Here is a 21,694-nt window from a genome sequence, read left to right as displayed (position 1 = left end):
AGGTGCTGCCGTCGGGCTCCGATGGAGGTGTTGCATCAGGATGTGCAGTGTTGTCGGTCATGATCCTGCTGTGCCACCTATCAGCGCCGTTGGGGGGCTGTTCGGGCCGAGCGGTTGGGATCGGCGCCCTCCGTTGGAGTCAGTTGCGCGTTAGCTCTCAGCTAGCACCTAGGGCGCAAACCTACGACGCGTGATCCTGACCTGCGCAAATGTTGGTGCAGATTGGTGCCCTCGGCGTGGCACATCGAAGAAGGGAACGCGGACGACCTGGGCACACGCTCTGGTCAACTGGTGGTCGAAGCCGATTTCTCTCTTGGATGAGTAGAGCTTAGCGCGGCCGGGGCCGCTTGCGCGGCCTGGGGGAGGCCCAGCGGCGGAATTTCGTCGCTGCTTGGATGCGGTAGAAGCAGAGAGTGCTGCATCAATAGGTTCCATTTGATCTGTCGTGCTGGAAGGATGTATGCCGTGCCCAAGCCCTACCCCACAGAGTTCCGCGGCACATCGTGCATTCGATGGACCGCCGCAGGCTTCGCTTCATGCTACGGACCGCTCAGTTACTCTTCCTAACAGGACTTTTGGCGCCGGGCTTCGACCCGGCCCGTTTCCAGGACAAGCCGCCAGCCTGCCACCAGATCTCCTGGCAGCTACCCGGACCGGACTTCCATCGGCAAGCGACGGCGAGCTGACAACAACAGGTCACCTACCCGAGGCCACCTCCTGTCTGCTGGGCACGAGAAATTTCTAGGTTAGGGTTTCGGCTGGTATTCTGCCCAGCCGGGAGGTGGGTGTGCTGCGGCCTCGGCAGGTCAAGCCGGAAACTGATGGGCGGTTCTCGGATCGGATCGCGATCGGGTTGTTGACCATGACGTTTCCGCCGGATCTGGTGGATCGGATCGTCGCTGGGGGTGAGCGGTCCGGTGTGCGTACACAGTTGCTGCCACCCTGGGTGGTGGTGTATTTCGTGGTGGCGATGTGCCTGCTGGGAGGCACTCGCCGAGCCAATCGAGGACGAGGTTGGATATGACGGACGACGTTTCGCAGGCACCAGGGGCTACGCCGGACGCGCAGCAAGAGCTGTTGGCGGCGCTCGCCGACTTGGTTCCTTCGGCGTTCCCGGATGGAGTCCTTGACTTCGGGCTTCTGTTGGATGCGCTCGGCGAGTCCGATAGTTTAGGAGCGTCGTTCTCCTTCACTTGGCCGGGGATCGAGCAGGCGCGCTTGGACGCCCGTGCGGCGACGACAGCGACCCTCGTTCCCGACCCGGATGCGTCTCTCAATTGGGCGACGGCCCGAAATGTCCTGATCGAGGGCGACAACCTGCAGGTCCTCAAGCTCCTCAAGTCCGGCTACAGCGCCGCAGTCAAGCTCATCTATATCGACCCGCCGTACAATACCGGCGACACGTTCACCTACAACGACGACTTCTCCGTACCTGAGAGCGAGTACCTCAAGGCCACCGGACAGGTGGACGAGCAGGGCAACGTCACCACCAGCAAGCTGGAGAAGGTCGGCAAGAAGCACGCGCCGTGGCTGTCCATGATGTTCCCGCGGTTGGCAGTTGCACGGCATCTCCTGCGACGCGATGGCGTCATCCTTGTCTCAATCGACAACAACGAGGTGCACCACCTGCGCCTTTTGCTTGATGCTGTCTTTGGCGCGGCCAACTTCGTCGACATGTTCACCTGGCGTGGTGCGCGAAAGGGTGACGCGAAACTTACTGGTGGGGGACAGGACTACATCCTCGTCTACGCACGAGACCGCGAGTGGTTGAAAGCTAACGACGTGCGCTGGCGCGAGCGGAAGGAAGGACTCGAGCCCATCTATGCCCGCGTCGACGAACTACGCGCCGAGCACGGCAGCGATTACGTGGCCATAACGAAGGGCCTCCGTGAGTGGTATAGGTCGCTGTCCGACGACAACCCGTCCAAGGCGCACGCTCACTACGCTCGCGTGGACGAGCGCGGCATCTGGTTCCCCGACAACATCTCCAGTCCGAATTACCGCGAGAACCTGATCTACGACTGGAAGGGCTACAGCCCGCCGGACAACGGCTGGCGGTACGAGAGGTCGCGGATGGAGGAGCTCGACGCTGACGGGCGCCTTATCTACCCAGAGGACAAGTCCAAGCGGGTGCAGATCAAGGCATACCTGCATACGCGAGAGGACTGGGCTCCGCCTTCAGTCTTCTACCGTGACCGTCGCGCGGCATCGACCCAGCTCGACGAGCTCATGGGCAGCAAGGTCTTCGACGACCCCAAGAGCACTGACGTGCTTGCGAGGCTGGTTCATTCGCTGACCGGCGACGGTGATCTGGTCGTGGACTTCTTCGCAGGCTCAGGCTCGACTGGGCACGCGATTTGGGAGCAAAACCCGCGTGACGGCAAGGTGCGTCGCTGGATCCTGGTTCAGGTTCCGGAGAAGCCGGATGATTCCGAGGAGTCGGGCAGGAACGCGATCAAGGCTGGGTACAAGACTATCTTCGAGATAACCGCAGACCGCCTTCGTCGTGCCGCCAAGGCGATTGGCGACGACTCACTCGGCTTCCGCATCTTCCGGAGCCGCGAGACCAACCTCGTGATCGACAAGCCAGTCATCGCTGAGGAAGGGATGACCGGGCAGACCTACATCGAAGCCGTGCTCAGCAACGCCCAAGGATCACCGGTCGCCAAGGGTGCCTGCGATGAAGCGGTTGCATGGGAAGTCGTCCTTAAGGCGACCGGCACCAAGCTCGACGCCACAGTGACCACCCACGACGTCAATGGCATCACCGTCTATGAGTTCGTCCAAACCGACGGGCACGGTACCGGCCGGCTCTTCGTTTCCCTGGGCGCGTTCAGTATCGACACCGCCGACGCGCTCGGCGTGGGCAACGACGACATCCTGATTCTGCGTGGCGACAAGGTCGACGACAGCACGACGCTCACACTGGCTCCGCGGCTGCAAAAGAACCTGGTGCTCTTGGAGCGGGTGGCCCGTGAAGTTTCGCTTTGAGGACCAGCCGCACCAAGGCGCCGCGATCGCCGCAGTCGTCGATCTCTTTGAAGGTGCGCTGACGCCACCGCTCGTCGGCATCGTCGGGCAGGCTCCCGGTGCGGTTGGACACAATGGATTCACGCTGGACCGCGCGATCTTGAGCGATCGGCTAGGAGCGGTCTCCGAGCGCGAAGAAGGCGTCGACAAGCAGTCCGAGCTGCACCTCCTGGAGGTCGAAGCCGACCTGCAAGGTGAGGCTCGCGACTTTCCGAACTTCTCCGTCGAGATGGAGACCGGGACCGGTAAGACCTACGTTTACATCAACACCGCGCTCCAGCTCGCGCAAACGCACGGCCTGCGAAAGTTCGTCATCCTGGTTCACTCGGTGGCGATCCGCGCCGGCGTCGTCAAGACGTTTGAACAGACCGAAGAGCACTTCCGCGCCAAGTTTCCGTCGCTCCCGTACAAGTGGGGCGTCATCGGCGAGGGCCCCGCGCTCGACGACTTCCTCGAGCCGAGCAGCACGGTTCAGTTCCTCGTCGCGAGCGTCCAGGCGATCGACAAGCCCGACACTGGCGTTGTCTACGGCGTGCCCGAACAGCCGCAGCTGTGGGGCGATTCCGAGAGCGGCATGAACTCCATTGCTGCCACGCACCCCGTCGTCATCGTTGACGAGCCACAGAACTTCAAAACTGACCTGCGCAAGCGAGCCATCGCCACGCTCAACCCACTCTTCGTCCTCCGATATAGCGCGACGCATGCCGAGAAGTTCAACCTCGTTCACGTCCTGGGTCCCAAGGCCGCAACTGAGCAGGGTCTGGTGAAGCGTGTGTCCGTCAAGGGCATTGCGCCCGGTGCCACCGGCAAGGCGTACCTACGCGTGGACAAGATCCGCACCAAGGCCAAACGGCTCTTCGCCGAGGTCATGATCGATGTCGACTCGGCATCCGGGCTGAAGCGGACCGACGTCGTCCTTCGGAACGGCGACGATCTATACGACGTATCTGGCGGGCTCGATCAGTACCGTGGGCTCGTGGTTGAGCGCTTTGAGCGAAAGCCTGACCGCGTCATCTTCGAGAATGGAACCGAGCTGCGCGTCGGTGAGGAGACTGGCGTAGATCGAATGTCGATCTGGCAAGAACAGATTCGACACACGATCCGTGCCCATCTGAATCGACAGAATCAGATCGATGCCACCGGTCGCGAGGTCAAGGTGCTATCACTGTTCTTCGTCGAACATGTGGCGGATTACTGGCCTGTCGAGGGCCAGCCCGAGCCTGTCTTGCCGAGCATGTTCGATGCGCTCTACCGCGAGGAGTGGGTGCGTGCTGGTGGCAGGCCGGAGACGTGCCCGGATCCGTCGACATTGCGGGTGCACTACTTCCCGTCGACTAAGACCGGCATCTTCAAGGATTCCACCGGATCCTCCGCCAAGGCCCAAGAAGAGCAGGCCCGTGCCTACGCCGAGATCATTGCCAACAAGGAGCTGATCCTCACCAAGGACAACCCGCACGCGTACATCTTCTCTCACTCTGCGCTCAAGGAAGGTTGGGACAACCCCAACGTCTTCCAGGTCGGCTTCCTGCGCCATAGTGCCTCCGAAGTCGAGCGTCGCCAACAGATTGGCCGGGGGCTGCGCCTCCCTGTCGACGAGACCGGTGCGCGGGTCACCGATCCCGCGACCTGTCGCCTTACTCTCGTCGTCGACGAGACCTTCAGCGAGTTCCGAGATGGGCTCAACAAGGAGTACGCCGCAACGGGCGGAGGCGGTGGACCGGAGCCCGATGATGACGACAACACGGTCCAGGTACGTCGCCGTAGCAAGAAGTTCCTCAGCCCTGAGTTCCAGGCGCTTTGGAGCCGCATCCGCTACAAGGCTCGCTACCGGATCAGGTTGGATTCGTCGGTGCTTCCGGCTGCGGTTGGCGCCTCCGAGCAACTTGAGGAGATCCGCTACCTGGCCAAGCGCGCGAACATCGTGCAGACGGCTGAGCTCAGGTACGACGATGGTGGCAAGGTCATCACAACAGACACCGAGGTCGCGGAGAGTTCTGGCGCCTCGATCACAATCGTCGGCCAGCAGCTGCCTGACCTCGTCCGCCTGGTCGAGGACCAACTCCTCACAACCAAGTTCCCGCTGCAGCTCACCCGCCCGACGGTCGCCGCGATCATCGCGGCAGTGCCATCCAACCTTCAGGCCCGCGCCATCGATGATCCGGAACGGTGGGCGCGGATTGTCGCGTCCGCCATCCGCACGGTGACGATCGAAGAGATGGTCGAGCACATCGGATACGAGCCCGAACCTGAAGCTGATTGGTGGGACGCAGAGGTCGTATTCGTGGAGGTTGAGGAACAGAACCCGCCCCAGCCGAAGGGCGGAGCGGACCCTAAGAACGGCGTCGTCGCGGCTCCCGAAGGCGGCCTGAACCTGTACGACCACGTCATCTATGACAGCCATGTTGAACGTGAGTTCGCTGCCATGCTGGAGAACGATGAGGAACACATCAAGCTGTTCGCCAAGCTCCCGCGCCGGTTCCGCGTGCGCACTCCGGTCGGCGAGTACTCGCCGGACTGGGCCATCGTCTACGACGACAAAGGCACCGAGCGGCTCTACCTGGTGCGTGAAACCAAGGGCACGCTGAACCTCGATGACCTTCACTGGGATGAGGCCATGCGGATCCGATTTGCACGTCGTCATTTCGAAGTCGCACCAGCTGGGAAGATCGACTACCAGTTCACGACCGCGCAAACCGGGCTCCGGGTCAACGCCGATTGGGCTGACAGTCAGGAGGACGATTAGTGGAGCGATTCGGATTGGACGGTGAAGAGTCGAGCTGACGCGGGACATCGTGCACCAGCGGATCTCCTTGAATCCCCGCCAGCTGACCAGGAGCGAGCAGCATGACACTGAACCGTCACGGATTTGGGGCCGTCTTTGGGCCGCCTCGGGGTTTGTCCGCTGAGTTGTGAGATTCCAATCCGTTTCAATGGAAGGATCTCCGCTCGCGCCGATGGTGTACTAACGGCAGTTCCGTGAACGCGCTGTCGCTTCGCTCTGATCGTCGATGCGGACGGTCTGTGGTGCAGTGCTCGAACATTCCGACGACGGCGGTAGCGACGACGATGTAGGTTATGTTGAGCACACCATCGCCGCGGGCGTGCAGTCTCAAGAACACCTCATGTGGGCACGGATGTTCGCGTCCGTCGTCGAACGCCGCCTCGATGGCGACCATGCCGCGCTGAGCACTCGTGGAATCGGCGCTGGTGAATCGCCCCGGGATTCGTGCGCACTCTCTTTCTTGAGAGGATGGGCGCGTTATGCCAGCGAAGTATGATGCGGCGACCAAGGCCAAGGCTGTCCGGCTGGTCGTTGATCATCGGGACGATTACGACAGCGAGTGGGCGGCGATCAAGGCCGTCTTGGTTCGGTTGGGGATGACCGCGGAGACCCTGCGCAAGTGGGTGCGGCAGGCGGCGGTCGATTCCGGTGAGGTCGAGGGCGTTTCGACGGACGCAGCCCGGGAGATCCGCGAGCTGAAACGCAAGAACGCCGAACTCGAGCAGACGATCGAAATCCTCAAGGCCACAACAACTTTCTTCGCGCGGGAGAGCGACCCGCGACACCGTTAGTCTGTGCGTTCATCGCCGGGCATCGGGCTCGGTTCGGGGTCGCTCCGACGGATGGCACGCCTGCTGGGTGTATCGGCGTCGGGCTAGCTGACTCGACGGCATCGGGGTTGGAGGTATCCCCGAGTCAGGAGTTGCCAGATACTGCACGTGGGGAACGCCAGGATCTCAGTCGTGGTCGTCTGGGCGAGTTACCTGGTGCGCGCGGTGGCATCTCGGCGTCGTTCGAGATTCGCCGTGTCGACGGCGCGGAAGGAGAGCGCCTCGCCGCGGTGCAGGCCAAGGCGATTGCCGCGCTGTTGGTCTGGCTCCGCGATCATGGGGACGGTGACGGTGTGAGCTGAATCCGGGCGGTGCTGGCCGCGACAGGCGATCCGGTTGATCGGCGTGTCGTGGCAGTTTGATCGGTGTGTTGTGCGCACCTAGGGCGCGAACCTGCGACGCGTGACCTGGGGTTTCTTGTGAGGTCGAGTTAGCTTTGCTCTGCCAACATCGCCCTGAACTGCGGAAATGCCGTCGCCGGTTTGTGCCCTCGGCAGGATTCGAACCTGCGACACCCGCTTTAGGAGAGCGGTGCTCTATCCCCTGAGCTACGAAGGCGTGGGTGGGCTGGGCCCGCCCGGGACGTTCGCAGTCTACCGGGTGAGGGGCTCGGAAGCCGCATCGCTGTCGTGGGATATCGCGAGCGATCAGAAGCCGCCTCCGTCGAAGCCGCCGCTGTCGAAGCCTCCGCCGTCATCGAAGCCTCCGCCGTAGTCGCCACCCGAGTCGTACCCACCGTCGTAGTCGCCACCCGCGTCATTGCCCCCGTCCGCGGCCATCCCGTCTTGGAAACCTTCGCCGTAGCCGCTCTCGAAGCCGGACGCTCCGTAGCCCACTCCGGACATTCCGGCGAATAGGGATGTGAACAGCAGGGTGGAGCCGAGGCCCCACGCACCGGCGATCAACGCGGGTTTCCACCAGGGCTCGGAGTACCACCCCGCGGGTACCGGACGCCCGGCCACTCGGCCACCGGGGTAGTAGTTGGGGGTCGATGGCGAGGGAGCGGGGGCGGCGGCGATCTGCCTGCCTTCGTATTCGACTACGCGCTTCTCCGTGACCTGTCCGGCGGTGTTCTGGCCGTCGAGGGCGGGGATCGCGGGGCCTGGGTCCATGTTCATCGCGGTCCGTGCGGCCCTGATGTAGTAGAGCCCTTCCAGGGCGGTCTGCTTCGCCAAGCGTGCTTGCGTGGGGGTGCGGGCCCGGTCGAGTTGTGCGCCTGCCGCGAGATGCCGTTCGGAGGCGTCGGCGAGTGCCTGAACGGCGGCGTCGTTGCCGCCGGAGAGGCTGTAGACCTGGCCGCCCAGTCGTTCGTTCACTTGCCGGGCGTCGGCGAGAGCGTCGGCGAGTTCAGTGGCTTCGCGCTGTTTGCCCTGCTGCGACTGCCAGGCCAGTAAGGCGATCAGCGCTATCAGCACCAGAACGATCAGTAGCCACCACATGGCACCTCTTCCGCTGGACCTCGGACCAGTTCAGTTTACTGACCAATAGCTGAGGTCGGGCTCGGTGTGCGGGGTCAGCGCGTTGGCGCGGCCGCTTGCGCCTCGTCGTAGTCGGCGGGGTCGAAAGCGCGGGTCTTCCAGCGGTAGAGGACGGTGGCGCCGGGCCAGTTGTTGGTGATCCGGCCGGAGGCGTTGCGGTACCAGCTGGAGCAGAAGTTCCAGGGGGTGTCTTTCAGGCGGCGCTGTAGCCAGTCGTCCCAGTGCTGGTCGGCGGTGGGGCGGGCGGCGAGGTAGCGGCCGGGGCGGTCGGTGAGGTAGCGCACGACCTGGCGGATGTAGCGGGCTTGGGATTCGAGCATGTAGATGATGGAGCCCGCTCCGACGTTGGTGTTCGGGCCGTACATCAGGAACAGGTTCGGGAACTGCGGCACGGACAGGCCGAGGTAGGCGCGGGCGCCTTCGTCGCCCCAGACGTCGGCCAGTTTGCGGCCGCCGAGGCCGTAGATGTTCATCGGCGCCAGGAATTCGGTGCCCTTGAAGCCGGTGCCGAAGATGATGACGTCCACTTCGTGCTCGACGCCGTCGGCGGTGCGGATTCCGGTCGGCGTGATCGACTCGATGGCGGTGGTCTCCACGGTGACGTTCGGCTGCGCGAGCGCCGGGAAGTACTCGTTGGAGAACAGTCCGCGCTTGCATCCCGCCGCGTAGTCGGGCGTCAGTTTCGCGCGCAGTCCGGCGTCGGGAACCTGCTTTTCGCGGTGGCGGTCGGCCAGAGCGATCACGGGGGTCTTGATCGCCGGGATGTCGGTGAGTCCGAGGGCGAGCAGTTCGAAGACGGACCAGATGGCGAAGCGCTCGGCGAGACGGCTGGGTGGGAAGTACTTGAAGAGGGCGTGGTGCAGGGCGCTGTACTCGACGTCGGCTTTCGGCAGCACCCAGGCCGCCGAGCGCTGGAACAGCGTGAGGCGGGCGGCGTTCGGCTGGATGCGCGGGATGTACTGGATCGCGCTGGCTCCGGTGCCGATGCAGGCGATGCGCTTGCCGGTCAGGTCGACGTCGTGGTCCCACTCGGCGGAGTGGAAGGCGGCGCCGGTGAAGGTGTCGATGCCGGGAATGTTCGGCAGGGCGGGACGCGAGAGCTGGCCGACCGCCGGGATGAGGATGTCGGCGGTCAGTTGCGCTCCGTCGGCCGTGCGGACGGTCCACCGGCCGGTGCGCTCGTCGAATTCCGCGTCGGTCACCTCGGTGCCGAAACGGATGAAGCGCCGCAGGCCGTGCTTGTCGGCGACGCCCCGCATGTACGCGTGGATGTCGCGCTGTTCGGAGAAACGCCGTGGCCAATCGGATTTCGGCTCGTAGGACCAGGAGTAGAGCGGGGAGGGCACGTCGCAGGCGGCCCCGGGGTAGGTGTTCTCCCGCCAGACGCCGCCGAGGTCGGTGGCGCGCTCCAGGATGGTGAAAGTGTCCAACCCGGCCCGCCGCAGCTCCAGTGCCATGCCGAGCCCGCCGAATCCGGCTCCGATGATGATGATGGACGGCGTCGTCATGGTTCGAGGGTACGAAACAGTATTCGCAGGTCCGAAGACATCCGCGGTCAATCAATCGGTATTTTCGGCCACGGGTGGTCGCGGTGCGGCGGTCGCCCGGCCCGCGCGAAACATGGACCGCTCGATCGTGCGCGAGTTATTCGCGCAGGCGCCCCGGCATCAGTTGCCCGCGAGCTGGCGTGCGATGACCAAACGCTGAATCTGGTTGGTGCCCTCGAAGATCTGCATCACCTTGGCCTCGCGCATGTAGCGCTCGACGGGGAAGTCCTGGGTGTAGCCGTAGCCGCCGAAGACCTGGACCGCGTCGGTGGTGACCTTCATGGCGGCATCGGTGGCGACGAGTTTGGCCACGCTGGCCTGGCGCGAGTACGGCAGCCCCGCGTCCCGGCGGCGGGCGGCGTCGAGGTAGGTGGCGCGGGCGGAGTCCACCGCGGCGGCCATGTCGGCGAGTACGAAGCCGAGCCCCTGGTGGTCGATGATGTGGCGGCCGAACGCCTCGCGCTCCTTGGCGTACGCGACGGCCTCGTCGAGGGCGCGCTGCGCCAGGCCGGTGGCGACGGCGGCGATGCCGAGGCGACCGGAGTCCAAGGCGCTGAAGGCGATGGAGAGGCCCTGGCCCTCCGCGCCGACGCGGCGTTCGGCGGGCAGGAACGCGTCGTCGTAGGCGGCGGTGGTGGTTGGCACGGCGCGCAAGCCCATCTTCTCCTCGGGTTTGCCGAAACTCAGCCCCTCGGTGTCGCCGGGGACGAGGAAGCAGGAGATGCCGCGGGAGCCTTCGCCGGTGCGGGCGAACAGAGTGTAGAAGTCGGCGCGGCCACCGTTGGTGATCCAGGCTTTGGCGCCGGTGATCCGGTAGCCGCCCTCGACCGGGGTGGCGCGGCAGCGCAGCGCGGCCGCGTCGGAACCGGCGTGCGGCTCGGACAGGCTGTAGGCGCCGATGGTCTCGCCGGAAAGCATGCCGGCGAGCCAGCGCTGCTTCTGCTCCTCGGTGCCGAACGCGAACAGCGGATGGCAGCTGAGACTGTGCACGCTGACGGCGACGGCGACCGCGGCCCAGCGGGCGGCGAGTTCCTCGAGCACCTGGAGGTACACCTCGTAGGGTTGCGCGCCGCCGCCGTATTCCTCCGGATACGGCAGGCTGAGCAGGCCGGCGGCGCCCAGCGCGGGGAAGACGCCATCGGGGAAGATCCCGGTCTTCTCGCACTCGGCCACGCGCGGCTCGAGCACCTTGTCGGCGATGTCACGGGTCAGTTCCAGCAGGTCCCTGGCTTCGGGGGTGGGCAGCATTCGGTCCACTGGCATGTCGTCTACTCCGCGGTCGCTCGATTCTCGTGATTCACAGTAACCGGGTGTCGGCGGGGATCGGTCCGCTCGTCCGGGAGCGGTGATCGGCAACTGTCGTCGCGGGTCGGAACCGGTGGGCGCGGGCGGAGATCACGGTACGGACAGGATTCGCGCGAGTACGCCCGGTTCGGTGCAGAATGTCCGGATCGCCGGTGGCGCAGCCGGTGCGACCGAGGTGCCGGGACGCTCGCGCGGCCCGTGCTGCACGTGCAGCTGTGCGCGCAGGTGCGCGTGAAGTTTTCGGCCGCCGCCGGATCATTCGTGCTGGTCATCGCCGTTTCATCGGGCGCGGTCCGAAATGGAGTGCGCAGCTGCGCGATTGGTTCGTCTCATTCGGGTGATATCCCTTCGATCGTCTGGCGCAGTGACGCCACACTCGACTAAGACAGAAAGCTGTTGGGATTCGGGGTCGACCGGTGCGTCGGCGGCAACGCAGGGGGTGCCGCCGCCGCATCGGCCCGGAGACCTGGTTTCGCGCCGCAATCCGTTCTAATATCTGCGTATGAATGCAGATAGCCAGGAATGGCGGTCGCGTCTCGCCGAGGACCAGGTCGGACTGGTTGTCGAGGTGTTCCGCATGCTCGCCGATCCGACGCGTGTGCAGGTGCTCTGGGCGCTGGTGGATCGCGAATTGTCGGTGAACGATCTGGCCGCGCGAGTCGGCAAGCCGGCGCCTTCGGTGTCGCAGCATCTGGCCAAGCTGCGGATGGCGCGGTTGGTGAGCACCCGCCGATCGGGGACGACGATCTTCTACCGGCTGGAGAACGAGCACGTCCGGCAGTTGGTGATGGACGCGGTGTACAACGCCGAGCATGCGGGGCCCGGTGTTCCCGCGCACCATCGCGGCGCGGGCGCGGAGCGCGACCTCCCCGGCCGCGACGAGGCGAGTGCGTCATGACCCATCAGCATCATCACCACCATGCCGGGCATCATCACCACCATCGGTCGAGCGCGATCGGCGCGTTGCGGGAAGTCTTCGTCCCGCACAGCCACGACGCGGCCGACAGCATCGATGACGCGCTGGAGGCGAGCGCGGTCGGCATCCGGGCGGTCGCGATCAGCCTGGTCGTGCTCGGGTGCACCGCGGTGCTGCAACTGGTGATCGTCGTCGCGTCCGGCTCGGTGGCGCTGGCCGCGGACACCGTGCACAACTTCTCCGACGCGCTGACCGCGGTTCCGCTGTGGATCGCGTTCGCCCTCGGCCGCAAGGCCGCGACCAGGCGCTACACCTACGGCTTCGGCCGGGCCGAGGACCTGGCCGGGCTCTTCGTCGTCGCGATGATCGCCCTGTCCGCGCTGATCGCCGGCTACGAGGCGGTGCGCAGGTTGCTCGATCCGGTACCGCTCGACCACTTGGGCTGGGTCGCCGCGGCCGGGTTGATCGGATTCCTCGGCAACGAGACGGTGGCGCTGTACCGGATCCGGGTGGGGCGGCGAATCGGCTCGGCGGCACTGGTCGCCGACGGTCTGCACGCGCGCACCGACGGGTTCACCTCGCTGGCGGTCCTGCTCGGGGCGGGGGGAGTGGCGCTGGGCTTCCCGCTCGCCGACCCGCTCGTCGGGCTGCTCATCACCGTCGCGATTCTCGCGGTGCTGCGGACCGCGGCGCGCGACGTCCTGCGCCGGTTGATGGACGCCGTCGAGCCCGAGTTGGTCACCGCGGCCGAGCGGGCGTTGTCCGCGGAGCCGGGCGTGCAGGGTGTGCGCAGCCTGCGGATGCGATGGATCGGCCATCGGCTGCACGCCGACGTCGAACTGGACGTCGCCCCGACGATCACGCTCGCGGACGCCCATCACGTCGCGCACGAGGCCCAGCACACCCTCACCCACGTGGTGCCCAAGCTGGACACGGCTGTGGTGCACGCGTATCCGGCGCATACCGAGGTCGCGTTGCCGGGCACAGCGTGAAGCCGGGCAGTTGCTATCGGGGTCGCGGTGCCGGGTGCGGCAGGCGGCCGGGCATCCGCTACCGAAGTCGCGGTCCCCCAAGAGGTTGGAGCCGACCATGTGCCCACCGAGGTCGAAGCGCTGAGCTGACCAGCGGAAACTGAGGGCGCGCGCTGTCGGATAGGTGCCCGCGGGATTGCCCGTCGGCCTTGCCCGCGGCCGCCTACCGTTGGGTAGCATCGCCGGTGTGATGTGGCTCATGGTCGGTGCGTGCTGAACCATGCCGCCGCGTGTAGCGACTTTTGCTGAGCTTCCCGACCTGGTCTTACGCAGCCGCATCCCGGAAGATCCCGAGGCCGCCGTGATCGGCGTGGCGGCGGGTTTCGCCGACCTCGTTCCAGAGCGGGCGCCGAGCCGGGCGCGCTCCGATGTGCCTGCCGGCGCACCACGCCGTTCGGTACCGGCTCCGAGTCCGAAGGCGTCACCGCATTCGTCGTGCACCTGCTCATCGAACGTCGACAGCTTGGAACCACACGTACTGATCGGCCCGCCACATTCCCGGATCCGTTTATCACCGAGCGGGATTGAGGATGAGCGGACAGGTGCTCGGGCGTCGGTCCGGCGTGGTGACGTGGCCGGAAATCCTCGCTGCAGCGCCGGGCCCGCGATCCCGGATCGAACCGGACCTGACATCGCTGGTGAATCGGGTCTTCGGCCGCGCCCCGATGCTCGTCGGCCGGGTGTTCAGCCTGTTCCGCCCCGATGCCCGCCCGCCTCGGCAGGACCGGCGATGCGGCGCTGTCGTATGCGGTGCTCACCCGCGGCGAACCGATTCCGTATCTCGCACGGATCCGCTGGGGCGGGTGCTCGCCGGGAGCGCGTCGCAGGTGGCCGAAATCGACTTGGCTTTCTGACGGGAAGTCACCGAAGAAAAGAGGAGTTCCGATGTTGAGCACCATGCAGGACGAGCCGTTGTCGCTGGCCACGTTGCTGCGCTACGCATCGACGTTCGCCGGCGATTCCACCGTGTCCACCTGGACCGGTACCGGCGTGCGCACCATGACCTACCGTGAGGTCGGCGCCGAATCGGCGCGGTTGGCGAACGCGCTGCGCTCGTTGGGCATCGGGGTCGGCGATCGGGTCGGCACGTTCATGTGGAACAACAACGAGCACCTGGTCGCCTATATCGCGGTGCCCGCGATGGGCGCGGTGCTGCACGCGCTGAATATCCGGCTGTTCCCCGACCAGGTCGTCTACGTGGCCAATCACGCCGAGGACCGAGTGGTGCTGGTGGACGGCACGCTGGTGCCACTGTTCAGCCAGATCCTGCCGCACCTGACGACGGTCCGCCACGTCATCGTGGTCAACGGTGACGCGGCGACGCTCACCGCGCCCGAGGGCGTGCAGGTGCACTCCTACCCCGAGTTGCTCGGCGCGCAGCCGGACACCTACGACTTCCCGGTGATCGACGAGCGTTCCGCCGCGGCGATGTGCTACACCTCCGGCACCACGGGCGATCCGAAGGGCGTGGTGTACTCGCACCGCTCGAACTGGCTGCACGCCATGCAGGTCGGCGCGAACAACGGGATGGGCCTGTTCGAAACCGACACCATCCTGGCGATCGTCCCGCTGTTCCACGCGAACGCCTGGGGTCTGCCGTACGCGGCGCTGATGTCGGGGTCGAATCTGTTGATGCCGGACCGGTTCCTGCAGCCGGGCCCGTTGCTGGAGATGATGGCCGCGCAGAAGCCGTCGTTCGCCGCCGCGGTGCCGACGATCTGGGGTGGGGTGCTGGCGGCGCTGGCGGCGAATCCGCAGGACATCACGCACCTGCGCTCGGTGGTGGTGGGCGGCTCGGCGGTGCCGCCGTCGATGATGCGCACCTTCGAGGACTCCCACGGCGTGCGGGTGCTGCATGCGTGGGGCATGACCGAGACCTCGCCGCTGGGCAGCGTCGCGCATCCGCCCGCCACCGCGGTCACCGACGAGGAGAAGTGGGCCTACCGGGTGACCCAGGGCCGCTTCCCGGCCGGTGTGCGCGCGCGTCTGGTCGGTGACGACGGCGTGGTGCCCAACGACGGTGTGTCGCTGGGCGAGCTGGAAGTGCGCGGGCCGTGGATCACCGGCTCGTACTATTCGCCGGACGGCGCGGTGGTCGATCCGGAGAAGTTCGACGAGGGCTGGCTGCGCACCGGCGATGTCGGCAAGATCAGCCCCGACGGCTACCTCACGCTAGTGGACCGATCCAAGGACGTGATCAAGTCCGGTGGCGAGTGGATCTCGTCGGTGGATCTGGAGAACGCCGTGATCGGCCATCCGGCGGTGGCCGAGGCCGCGGTGATCGGCGTGCCGGACGAGAAGTGGGACGAGCGACCGCTGGTGGCGGTCGTCCTCGCCGAGGGCGCCGAGGTGAAACCCGAGGATCTGCGCGACTTCCTGGCCGACAAGTTCGCCAAGTGGCAGTTGCCGGAACGCTGGGCGTTCATCGCAGAGGTTCCCAAGACCAGTGTGGGCAAGTTCGACAAGAAGCGGCTGCGCAGCCAGTACTCCGACGGTGACCTGGAAGTCACCACGCTCGGCTGACCGCGCCGCCCCGCGTCACCACTTCAGCATCGGCAGTGGTGACGTGGGGTGGGTCCGCAGCCGCCGCGCGGCCAGCGATACGAGCCTGCGGTGGAAACCGTGGTTCGGGTAGCGCTTCGCCAGGTCGCGGTAGGTTCCGCGGGAGATGCCGAACCGGCCGAGCAACCCCCGTTCGACGTCGATGGCGTCGGCGCGCCGGAAGATCTCGACCGGGTCGTGCGGCGGCCCAGCCGGGCGGAGCTTGTGATGCTGATCGATCATCGACACCACCAGCCCGGTCGAGTCGTCGCGGTCGATGCTGGCCAGCCACGCGCGTGCCTGGTCGCACGAGGGGGCGAGGTAGTCGAAGCTGCCCGCCGACCAGATGCCGATGTCGTGCAGGACGGCGGCGGTCAAGAACTCCTCGCGCGTGCTCGGTCGAGGTTGCTGGTCGGCGGCCAAGAGGTCGCACAGCGTCAGGACGCGCAGCACGTGATTGGTGTAGGCGGCGCGGTCCGACCCGAGCTGTTGCTGCCACGGCGCGAGCCGGGCTTCGACCTCATCGTGAAGATCGTTGCTGCTCATGGCGGTTGACCCTACGCGCAACCGACCGCCGTCGACGGCGGCGACGCGCGGGCGCACGGCCGGATGGACGCGAACACCCGGCGCGGGCGAATCGGTTTGCCGCGCCGGGTGTTCAGCTCGTGGATCAGCAGTTGCGCAGTTCCGGGCTCTGGTTGAGCAACTGGGCCCGGGTGCCGATGAACCTGGTGTAGGTATCGCCGCCGACCGCCGCGAGCGGGAACGCGGCGACCCGGTGGCAGTTCTGGAAGGCGAGCTTCACACCGAAGTGCCGCTCCAGTCCACCGCGAATCGCGTCGGAAGCCATGGCGCGCAGCAGTTGTCCGCGTGCCACGTCGTCGGGCGGGGCGATCGTGTTGTCGGCGTATTCCTCCGTGCCGGAACGCAGGTCGGCGGCCACGCGGCTGACCACTTCCCAGGCGTACGGCAGCGAGTTGCGGACGACCTCGACGAAGTCGGCGTCGTCGACCTCGCCGCGCTCGGCGCGTTCCAGTATTGCGGTGGGGACATCAAGGGACATGGCGCTCTCCTCCAGTGCTGGACGTCGATGCGATGCCCGAGTCTAATCGAAAGTCGTTGTCAATAATGCTGGATTCGGCGTGAAAGAGCTTTTTCCAGTGCGGCTTTCGTGTCGGCTGCCAGCTGGGCGACCAGTTCTCCCGCGGGTAGCTCGGGAGTCAGCGTATGGGTTTGACCGGCCCAGAGATTGACCTCGTCCGGGTTGCCCGCCGCGCGCGCGGCGGCCCGCAGCGGGGCGGTGGCGTAGTGGATCTCCGGGTATCCCACCGGCGCGGTTGCGCTGTGCCGCAGCAGGAATCGGTTGCGCAACCCGCGTGCTCTGCGTCCGGTGAACGCTCGCGTGAGCATCGTCGGCGTGTCGGCGGTCAAGGCGGTGCGGTGCACCGGGTTGGTACCTGCTTCGGGGCAGCGCAGGAATACCGTGCCCAGTTGCGCGGCCACGGCGCCCGCCGCGAGGGCGGCGGCGATGCCCGCGCCGGTCGCGAGGCCGCCGGTGGCCACCAAGGGCCGGTCCGTGGCGGCGGTGAGCAGTTGCAGTAGCGCCAGCAGGCCGAGCGGGTCGGTGGTGTCGTCCGCAGGGCGGTCCACGAAGGTCGCGCGGTGCCCGCCCGCCTCCGCGCCCTGGGCGATGAGCACGTCGGCGCCCGCCTCGACCGCGACGCGCGCTTCGTCGACCGAGGTGACGGTCACCCAGATTTCGGAACCGGCGGCATGCAGCCGCCCTATCTCCGCGGCGCTCGGGCAGCCGAAGGTGAACGACACGGCGGCGACCGGGTCGGCGACGAGCAGGTCGAGCTTGGCGTCCCAGTCGTCGGTGTCGTAGCGCGGAGCCCCGAGCGTGTGGTCGGCGCCGAGTTCGGCGAGATAGTCCGCCAGGTCCGCGGCGGGGGTCGGTGGACCGGGTACGAAGAGGTTCACGCCGAACGGCTTGCCGGTGGCCGCGCGCGTCGCCGCGATCCGCGCCGCGGTGTCGGCCGCGCTCTGATAGCCGGCGGCCAGCTGGGCGAAGCCGCCCGCCTCGGCCACTGCGGCGGTCAGCTCGGGAGTGGAGGGGCCGCCCGCCATCGGGGCCAGCACGATCGGAACGTCCACCTGGTCGAGGATCACGCTCCGATTGTCGCGCATCTGGACATGTGACCCGGACCTCACCAGCGATTTTCCGCTGGAAGGTTGCGGAATGGTCACGACGCGGTAGAGTTCCCGTCACGACGGATGCCAAACCGTTATCCGCTCGGCTTCACCGGATCGTTATCGAACCCGGTTCGGCTCGGGCTCCGGCATCCCGGACCCTGTTCTACGACCGAGGACTCAGCTTTGTCGCAGCACCGTGTAGGCCCCAGTTCCATTACCGTCCGCAGCCTCCTCGGCGACGGCGGCGAAACGGGCCGGCCGACGCGGCACCGCGCCGAGCCGTCCGCCACCGAGCGTGTGAAGGCCGCCGCGACCGCAGCGGTCGCCGCGGGCGCTCTGATCGGCGCCGCCAGCCAAGTCGCTCCCGCGATCGCCTACGCGTCGCCGTTGCTGCCCGGCTCGCACGATGCCGACGAGGAGACCCACGCCGCGCCCTCCACCGTGAAGGGTACGAGCATCCTGCCGATCGCCGAGGCGAAGGTCGCCGAGCCGGTCGCGCAGGCCGCGCCGGAGCCCGCCGCCGTCGCCGGGCAGATCGCGGCCCCGGTCGCCGCTCCGTTCGGCATTCCCAATCTTCCCCCGGAGATCGCGGCCCCCTTGGCTCAGGCCGAAGAGGTCCTCAAGGGCGTGCAGCAGCAGGTCGCCCCGGCGCCCGCGGTGCGCCCGGTGGCCGGTGAGATCAGCTCCGGCTTCGGCAGCCGCTGGGGCGCCATGCACTACGGCCTCGACTTCGCCGACGCGCTGGGCGCGCCGATCCACTCGGTCAGCAACGGCACCGTGATCGAGGCGGGACCGGCTTCCGGTTTCGGCCTGTGGGTGCGCGTGCTGCAGGACGACGGCACCACCGCGGTCTACGGCCACGTGAACGAGATGTTCGTGCACGCCGGGCAGCGCGTGAACGCGGGCGACGTGATCGCCACCGTCGGTAACCGGGGGCAGTCCACCGGTCCGCACCTGCACCTGGAGATCTGGGACCAGGGGGGCACCAAGATCGACCCGATGCCGTACCTGGCAGCCAAGGGCGTGCCGTTGCAGTGGGGCCCGTCGGCGCACTGATTTCTCCTGTCCAGCTTGATATTCCGGTCAGCGCACGGTTGCGCGCAGCGGAGCTTCCCGCGACGAGGTAATGCGGGAAGCGGTTGGCGCGCGGGTCTTTCAGAGCCGCCCCATAGGCACCGGTCGGTCGCTAGGCTCGGGCCGTGATCGAGCTGGGCGACATCTTCGAGCCTGGGTCACCGCACGGCCGCGTCTACGCCGTGCTGGTGCACCATCCGCGGTCGAGTCTCGCCGATATCGCGCAGTACCTGGGCGTTTCGGAAGACCTCGCCGCGGACTCGTTGGATGTGTTGTGTGAATTGCGCGCCGTGGTCCGAGTCGAGTCGCCCGAGGGCGAACCGCTGTGGGACGCGCACGCACCGGAATCGTTGTCCGAAGCCGAGGCGCGGCGCAGACAGCAGGAGATCAACCAGATGCACGCGGCCGCGGCGCGTTTGAGCGAGACGTTCCGTTCGGTACGCCGCTCGCCCCGCGGCAACGGCGCGGTGGTGCCGGTGTACGAGCGGCTGGAGATGCTGGCGGATTTCGAGGAGATGCAGACCGGCGCGCGCAGCTGCGTCAAGCTGGTCGAGCGCGGCCCCTATCTCAGCGATCCGGAACGCGAGCGCCGGCTTTTCGAGCTCAAGCGGACCAGGCTCGGTGAAGGAATCCGCTATCAGACCTTGTATCAGGACACCGTCTACCAAGATCCGGAGCGCTTGCGGCACGCGCTGTCCACCAACGCCAGCGGCGCACAGGCCAGAACGCTGCCGGAGCCGCCGTTCAAGCTGATCATCAGCGACGACGAGCGCGCCAGCCTGGTGCTGCACGCCGACGAACGCAGGCCCGACCCGATGGGTCTGCGCATCACGGGGTCCCCCACGCTCGAGCTGTTGGTCAAGACCTTCGACGTACTGTGGACGATGGCCGCGCCCATATCGGTGAATCCGGCCGCCGAGGCGCTGGACGAACGCGACCGCGCGATCCTGACCTTGATGGGACTGGGCGCCACCGACGACACCATCGCGCGCAGGCTCGGGATGTCCCGGCGCACGGTGGTCCGCCGGACCGCCCGGCTGCTGGAGCGTCTCGGCGCGAGCACGAGATTCCAGGCGGGGGTGCAGGCAACCCGGCGCGGGTGGCTGTGAGCAAGCTCACCGATCGAACGAGTCATGCAACATGAGGGACTCGGCGCCGATATAACGGCAGGCATCACGCAAGACACCGATTCCATGGGGGAGTGGGCGGCGCTCGACGAGAGGACAGCACCGAAAGGGGGGACGCGGACCGCACCGACGGCAGCCGCGGCAATCCGATACAGCGCGCGGGTTGGGCAGTCAAGCCCCTATATGATTGCTCGGTCCGCGCTGGCCCCGGATAACGAACCCTGCGCAGGGTTCGGCCCGGGTCCTGGCTCGATGCGAGAGGTGAATGCACTCGAATGGAAACCGCCCGTCGCTCTGCTCGCGGTAGCCGTCGCCGCAGGTCGGGCAGTCCGCTGTTCGCGCAGCTGCTCACCGCCGCCGTCGAGTCCGCCGCCACCGAGGTCGCGATCCGGTTCAACCCCACGGGAGATCCGGCCGACGATCGGGAACTCACCTACGCCGAGCTGGACGCGGCGTCCTCGCGGCTGGCCAGGGAGCTGATCGAGCGCGGTGTCGGGCCGGGCGACGTGGTCGCCATCGGAATCTCGCGCAGCGTGGAGTCGGTGCTCGCCGTCTGGGCCATCGCCAAGACCGGCGCGGCGTACGTGCCGGTGGATCCGACGTACCCCACCGATCGCATCAACCACATCGTCGCCGACTCCGGCGCCACGGTCGGCCTGACCACCTCGGCGCACCGCCCGGTGCTCGGCACCGGCGTGTACTGGATCGAGCTGGACGACCCGGTGCAGGCCGCGCGTATCGCCGCGCGCCCGGAGCACCCCATCTCCTACACCGACCGGGTGCGTCCGCTGGACGAGCGGCACCCGGCCTATGTCATCTACACCTCCGGGTCCACCGGCAAGCCCAAGGGCGTCGTGGTCTCGCACAGCGGCCTCGCGGGACTCGTGACCGCGGAGCGCGAGCACTACGGGGTGACGGAGGATTCGCGCGTTCTGCACGTCTGCTCGCCGAACTTCGACGTCTCGGTGCTCGAACTGCTGCTGGCCTTCTCCACCGGCGCGACGCTGGTGATCGCGCCGCCGTCGGTGTTCGGCGGTTTCGAGTTGGCGGATCTGCTGCGGCGCGAGCACGTCACGCACATGCTCATCACGCCGGGAGCCCTGGAATCGGTGGATCCGGCGGGGCTGGACGACTTGCAGGCCGTCGTGGTGGCCGGCGACAAGTTCGGACCCGAACTGGTCGCTCGCTGGGCGGCCGAGCGCGAGTTCTACAACGGCTACGGGCCCACCGAGGCGACGATCCTGGCCACCAGTACGCCACCGATGACGCCCGGCGAGCCCATCACGATCGGCACGGCCATCCCTGGAGTCGGGGCGTTCGTGCTGGACTCGCGGCTGCGGCCGGTGCCCGCCGGGGTGGTCGGCGAGCTGTATCTGACCGGTCCCGCGCTGGCGCAGGGCTATCTCAACCGGCCGGGCCTGACCGCGGAGCGATTCGTCGCCAGTCCGTTCGGCGCCGACACCGGCAACCCCGGAGCGCGGCTCTACCGCACCGGCGACCTGGTGCGCCGCACCGAATCCGCAGGCCAGGACGGCGTGATCGAGTACCTGGGCCGCTCGGACTTCCAGGTGAAGATCCGCGGTTTCCGCATCGAACTCGGCGAGATCGACAACGCGCTCACCGGCCACCCGGACATCGACTTCGCTGCCACTCTCGGCAAGACGCTGCCCTCCGGCGCGACCGCGCTGGTTTCCTATGTGCTGCCGCGGCCCGGTGCCGACGTGGACACCGGCGCGCTCGCCGAGTTCATCGGTGAGTCGTTGCCTGCTTACATGATTCCGGCGTCGATCATGGTGTTGGAGGAGATTCCGTTGACGCCGGTGGGGAAGCTGGATCGGGC

Annotated in this window: 16 protein-coding genes, 1 tRNA gene and 1 pseudogene; 11 read left to right on the top strand and 7 right to left on the bottom strand. The window is 67.0% G+C overall.

What is annotated here, in order from left to right; translation table 11 throughout:
* The first annotated feature begins 781 nt into the window (after window positions 1-781).
* From NG1_RS38665 to NG1_RS33645, 4 genes and pseudogenes are all read left to right on the top strand, one after another.
* Window positions 782-1,024 (top strand): transposase domain-containing protein, encoded by a 243-nt coding sequence (locus NG1_RS38665; protein ID WP_062977735.1) that lies wholly within the window; start codon window positions 782-784, stop codon window positions 1,022-1,024.
* Window positions 1,021-2,991 (top strand): site-specific DNA-methyltransferase, encoded by a 1,971-nt coding sequence (locus tag NG1_RS33660; protein WP_084499390.1) that lies wholly within the window; start codon window positions 1,021-1,023, stop codon window positions 2,989-2,991. The genes NG1_RS38665 and NG1_RS33660 overlap by 4 nt, the downstream gene beginning before the upstream one ends.
* Window positions 2,975-5,773, top strand: coding sequence for a restriction endonuclease (locus NG1_RS33655; RefSeq protein WP_062977733.1), 2,799 nt, complete (start codon window positions 2,975-2,977; stop codon window positions 5,771-5,773). The genes NG1_RS33660 and NG1_RS33655 overlap by 17 nt, the downstream gene beginning before the upstream one ends.
* A 518-nt stretch (window positions 5,774-6,291) precedes the next feature.
* A pseudogene (locus NG1_RS33645) lies at window positions 6,292-6,650 on the top strand (transposase); the annotation flags it as partial.
* Between the two features lie 477 nt (window positions 6,651-7,127).
* On the opposite strand, the gene NG1_RS33640 reads toward NG1_RS33645, so the two are convergent.
* From NG1_RS33640 to NG1_RS33625, 4 genes are all read right to left on the bottom strand, one after another.
* Window positions 7,128-7,200, bottom strand: a tRNA-Arg gene (locus NG1_RS33640).
* Between the two features lie 89 nt (window positions 7,201-7,289).
* The gene (locus tag NG1_RS33635) at window positions 7,290-8,081 is read right to left on the bottom strand and encodes a hypothetical protein (protein WP_062977726.1); all 792 of its coding nucleotides are present in this window, start codon (window positions 8,079-8,081) and stop codon (window positions 7,290-7,292) included.
* Between the two features lie 74 nt (window positions 8,082-8,155).
* A complete protein-coding gene (locus NG1_RS33630) occupies window positions 8,156-9,628 on the bottom strand; it encodes a flavin-containing monooxygenase (RefSeq protein ID WP_062977725.1) in 1,473 nt (490 codons plus the stop codon).
* Window positions 9,629-9,787: 159 nt separating this feature from the next.
* Window positions 9,788-10,930: an acyl-CoA dehydrogenase family protein gene (locus NG1_RS33625; protein ID WP_040871819.1), complete on the bottom strand. Its 1,143-nt coding sequence runs from the start codon at window positions 10,928-10,930 to the stop codon at window positions 9,788-9,790.
* A gap of 240 nt (window positions 10,931-11,170) precedes the next feature.
* On the opposite strand from NG1_RS33625, the gene NG1_RS33620 reads away from it, so the two are divergent.
* The 4 genes from NG1_RS33620 to NG1_RS33600 all read left to right on the top strand — a co-directional run bounded on the left by NG1_RS33620 (window position 11,171) and on the right by NG1_RS33600 (window position 15,442).
* Window positions 11,171-11,356 carry a hypothetical protein gene (locus tag NG1_RS33620; protein ID WP_062977723.1) on the top strand — a complete coding sequence of 62 codons (186 nt, stop codon included), beginning with the start codon at window positions 11,171-11,173 and terminating at the stop codon, window positions 11,354-11,356.
* 118 nt (window positions 11,357-11,474) lie between these two features.
* Window positions 11,475-11,870: an ArsR/SmtB family transcription factor gene (locus NG1_RS33615; RefSeq protein ID WP_062977721.1), complete on the top strand. Its 396-nt coding sequence runs from the start codon at window positions 11,475-11,477 to the stop codon at window positions 11,868-11,870.
* Window positions 11,867-12,880: a cation diffusion facilitator family transporter gene (locus NG1_RS33610; protein ID WP_062977720.1), complete on the top strand. Its 1,014-nt coding sequence runs from the start codon at window positions 11,867-11,869 to the stop codon at window positions 12,878-12,880. Before NG1_RS33615 ends, NG1_RS33610 begins: the two co-directional genes overlap by 4 nt.
* A 924-nt stretch (window positions 12,881-13,804) precedes the next feature.
* The gene (locus NG1_RS33600; protein ID WP_062977716.1) at window positions 13,805-15,442 is read left to right on the top strand and encodes a long-chain fatty acid--CoA ligase; all 1,638 of its coding nucleotides are present in this window, start codon (window positions 13,805-13,807) and stop codon (window positions 15,440-15,442) included.
* A 15-nt stretch (window positions 15,443-15,457) separates the two neighbouring features.
* Here the strand turns inward: NG1_RS33600 and NG1_RS33595 are convergent, their stop codons facing one another.
* From NG1_RS33595 to NG1_RS33585, 3 genes are all read right to left on the bottom strand, one after another.
* Window positions 15,458-16,006 carry an HD domain-containing protein gene (locus tag NG1_RS33595; protein WP_062977714.1) on the bottom strand — a complete coding sequence of 183 codons (549 nt, stop codon included), beginning with the start codon at window positions 16,004-16,006 and terminating at the stop codon, window positions 15,458-15,460.
* Between the two features lie 124 nt (window positions 16,007-16,130).
* Complete coding sequence (locus NG1_RS33590) at window positions 16,131-16,523, bottom strand: SCO5389 family protein (protein WP_062977712.1); 393 nt, start codon at window positions 16,521-16,523, stop codon at window positions 16,131-16,133.
* A 59-nt stretch (window positions 16,524-16,582) separates the two neighbouring features.
* On the bottom strand, window positions 16,583-17,647 hold the full coding sequence (locus NG1_RS33585) for a nitronate monooxygenase (protein ID WP_084499389.1): 1,065 nt from the start codon (window positions 17,645-17,647) through the stop codon (window positions 16,583-16,585).
* 189 nt (window positions 17,648-17,836) lie between these two features.
* On the opposite strand from NG1_RS33585, the gene NG1_RS33580 reads away from it, so the two are divergent.
* The 3 genes from NG1_RS33580 to NG1_RS33570 all read left to right on the top strand — a co-directional run.
* Entirely contained in the window at window positions 17,837-18,709 is an 873-nt protein-coding gene (locus NG1_RS33580) for a M23 family metallopeptidase (protein ID WP_062977710.1), read from the top strand.
* 143 nt (window positions 18,710-18,852) lie between these two features.
* Window positions 18,853-19,836, top strand: a complete 984-nt coding sequence (locus tag NG1_RS33575; RefSeq protein WP_062977708.1) for a helix-turn-helix domain-containing protein — start codon at window positions 18,853-18,855, stop codon at window positions 19,834-19,836.
* A 293-nt stretch (window positions 19,837-20,129) separates the two neighbouring features.
* Window positions 20,130-21,694, top strand: a 1,565-nt coding sequence (locus NG1_RS33570) for an amino acid adenylation domain-containing protein (RefSeq protein WP_157114399.1), incomplete at its 3' end; no start/stop codon positions are given.

The sequence above is a fragment of the Nocardia gamkensis NBRC 108242 genome, from assembly GCF_001612985.1.
GTDB lineage: Bacteria > Actinomycetota > Actinomycetes > Mycobacteriales > Mycobacteriaceae > Nocardia > Nocardia gamkensis.
This window is presented reverse-complemented; position numbering and strand designations above follow the sequence as displayed.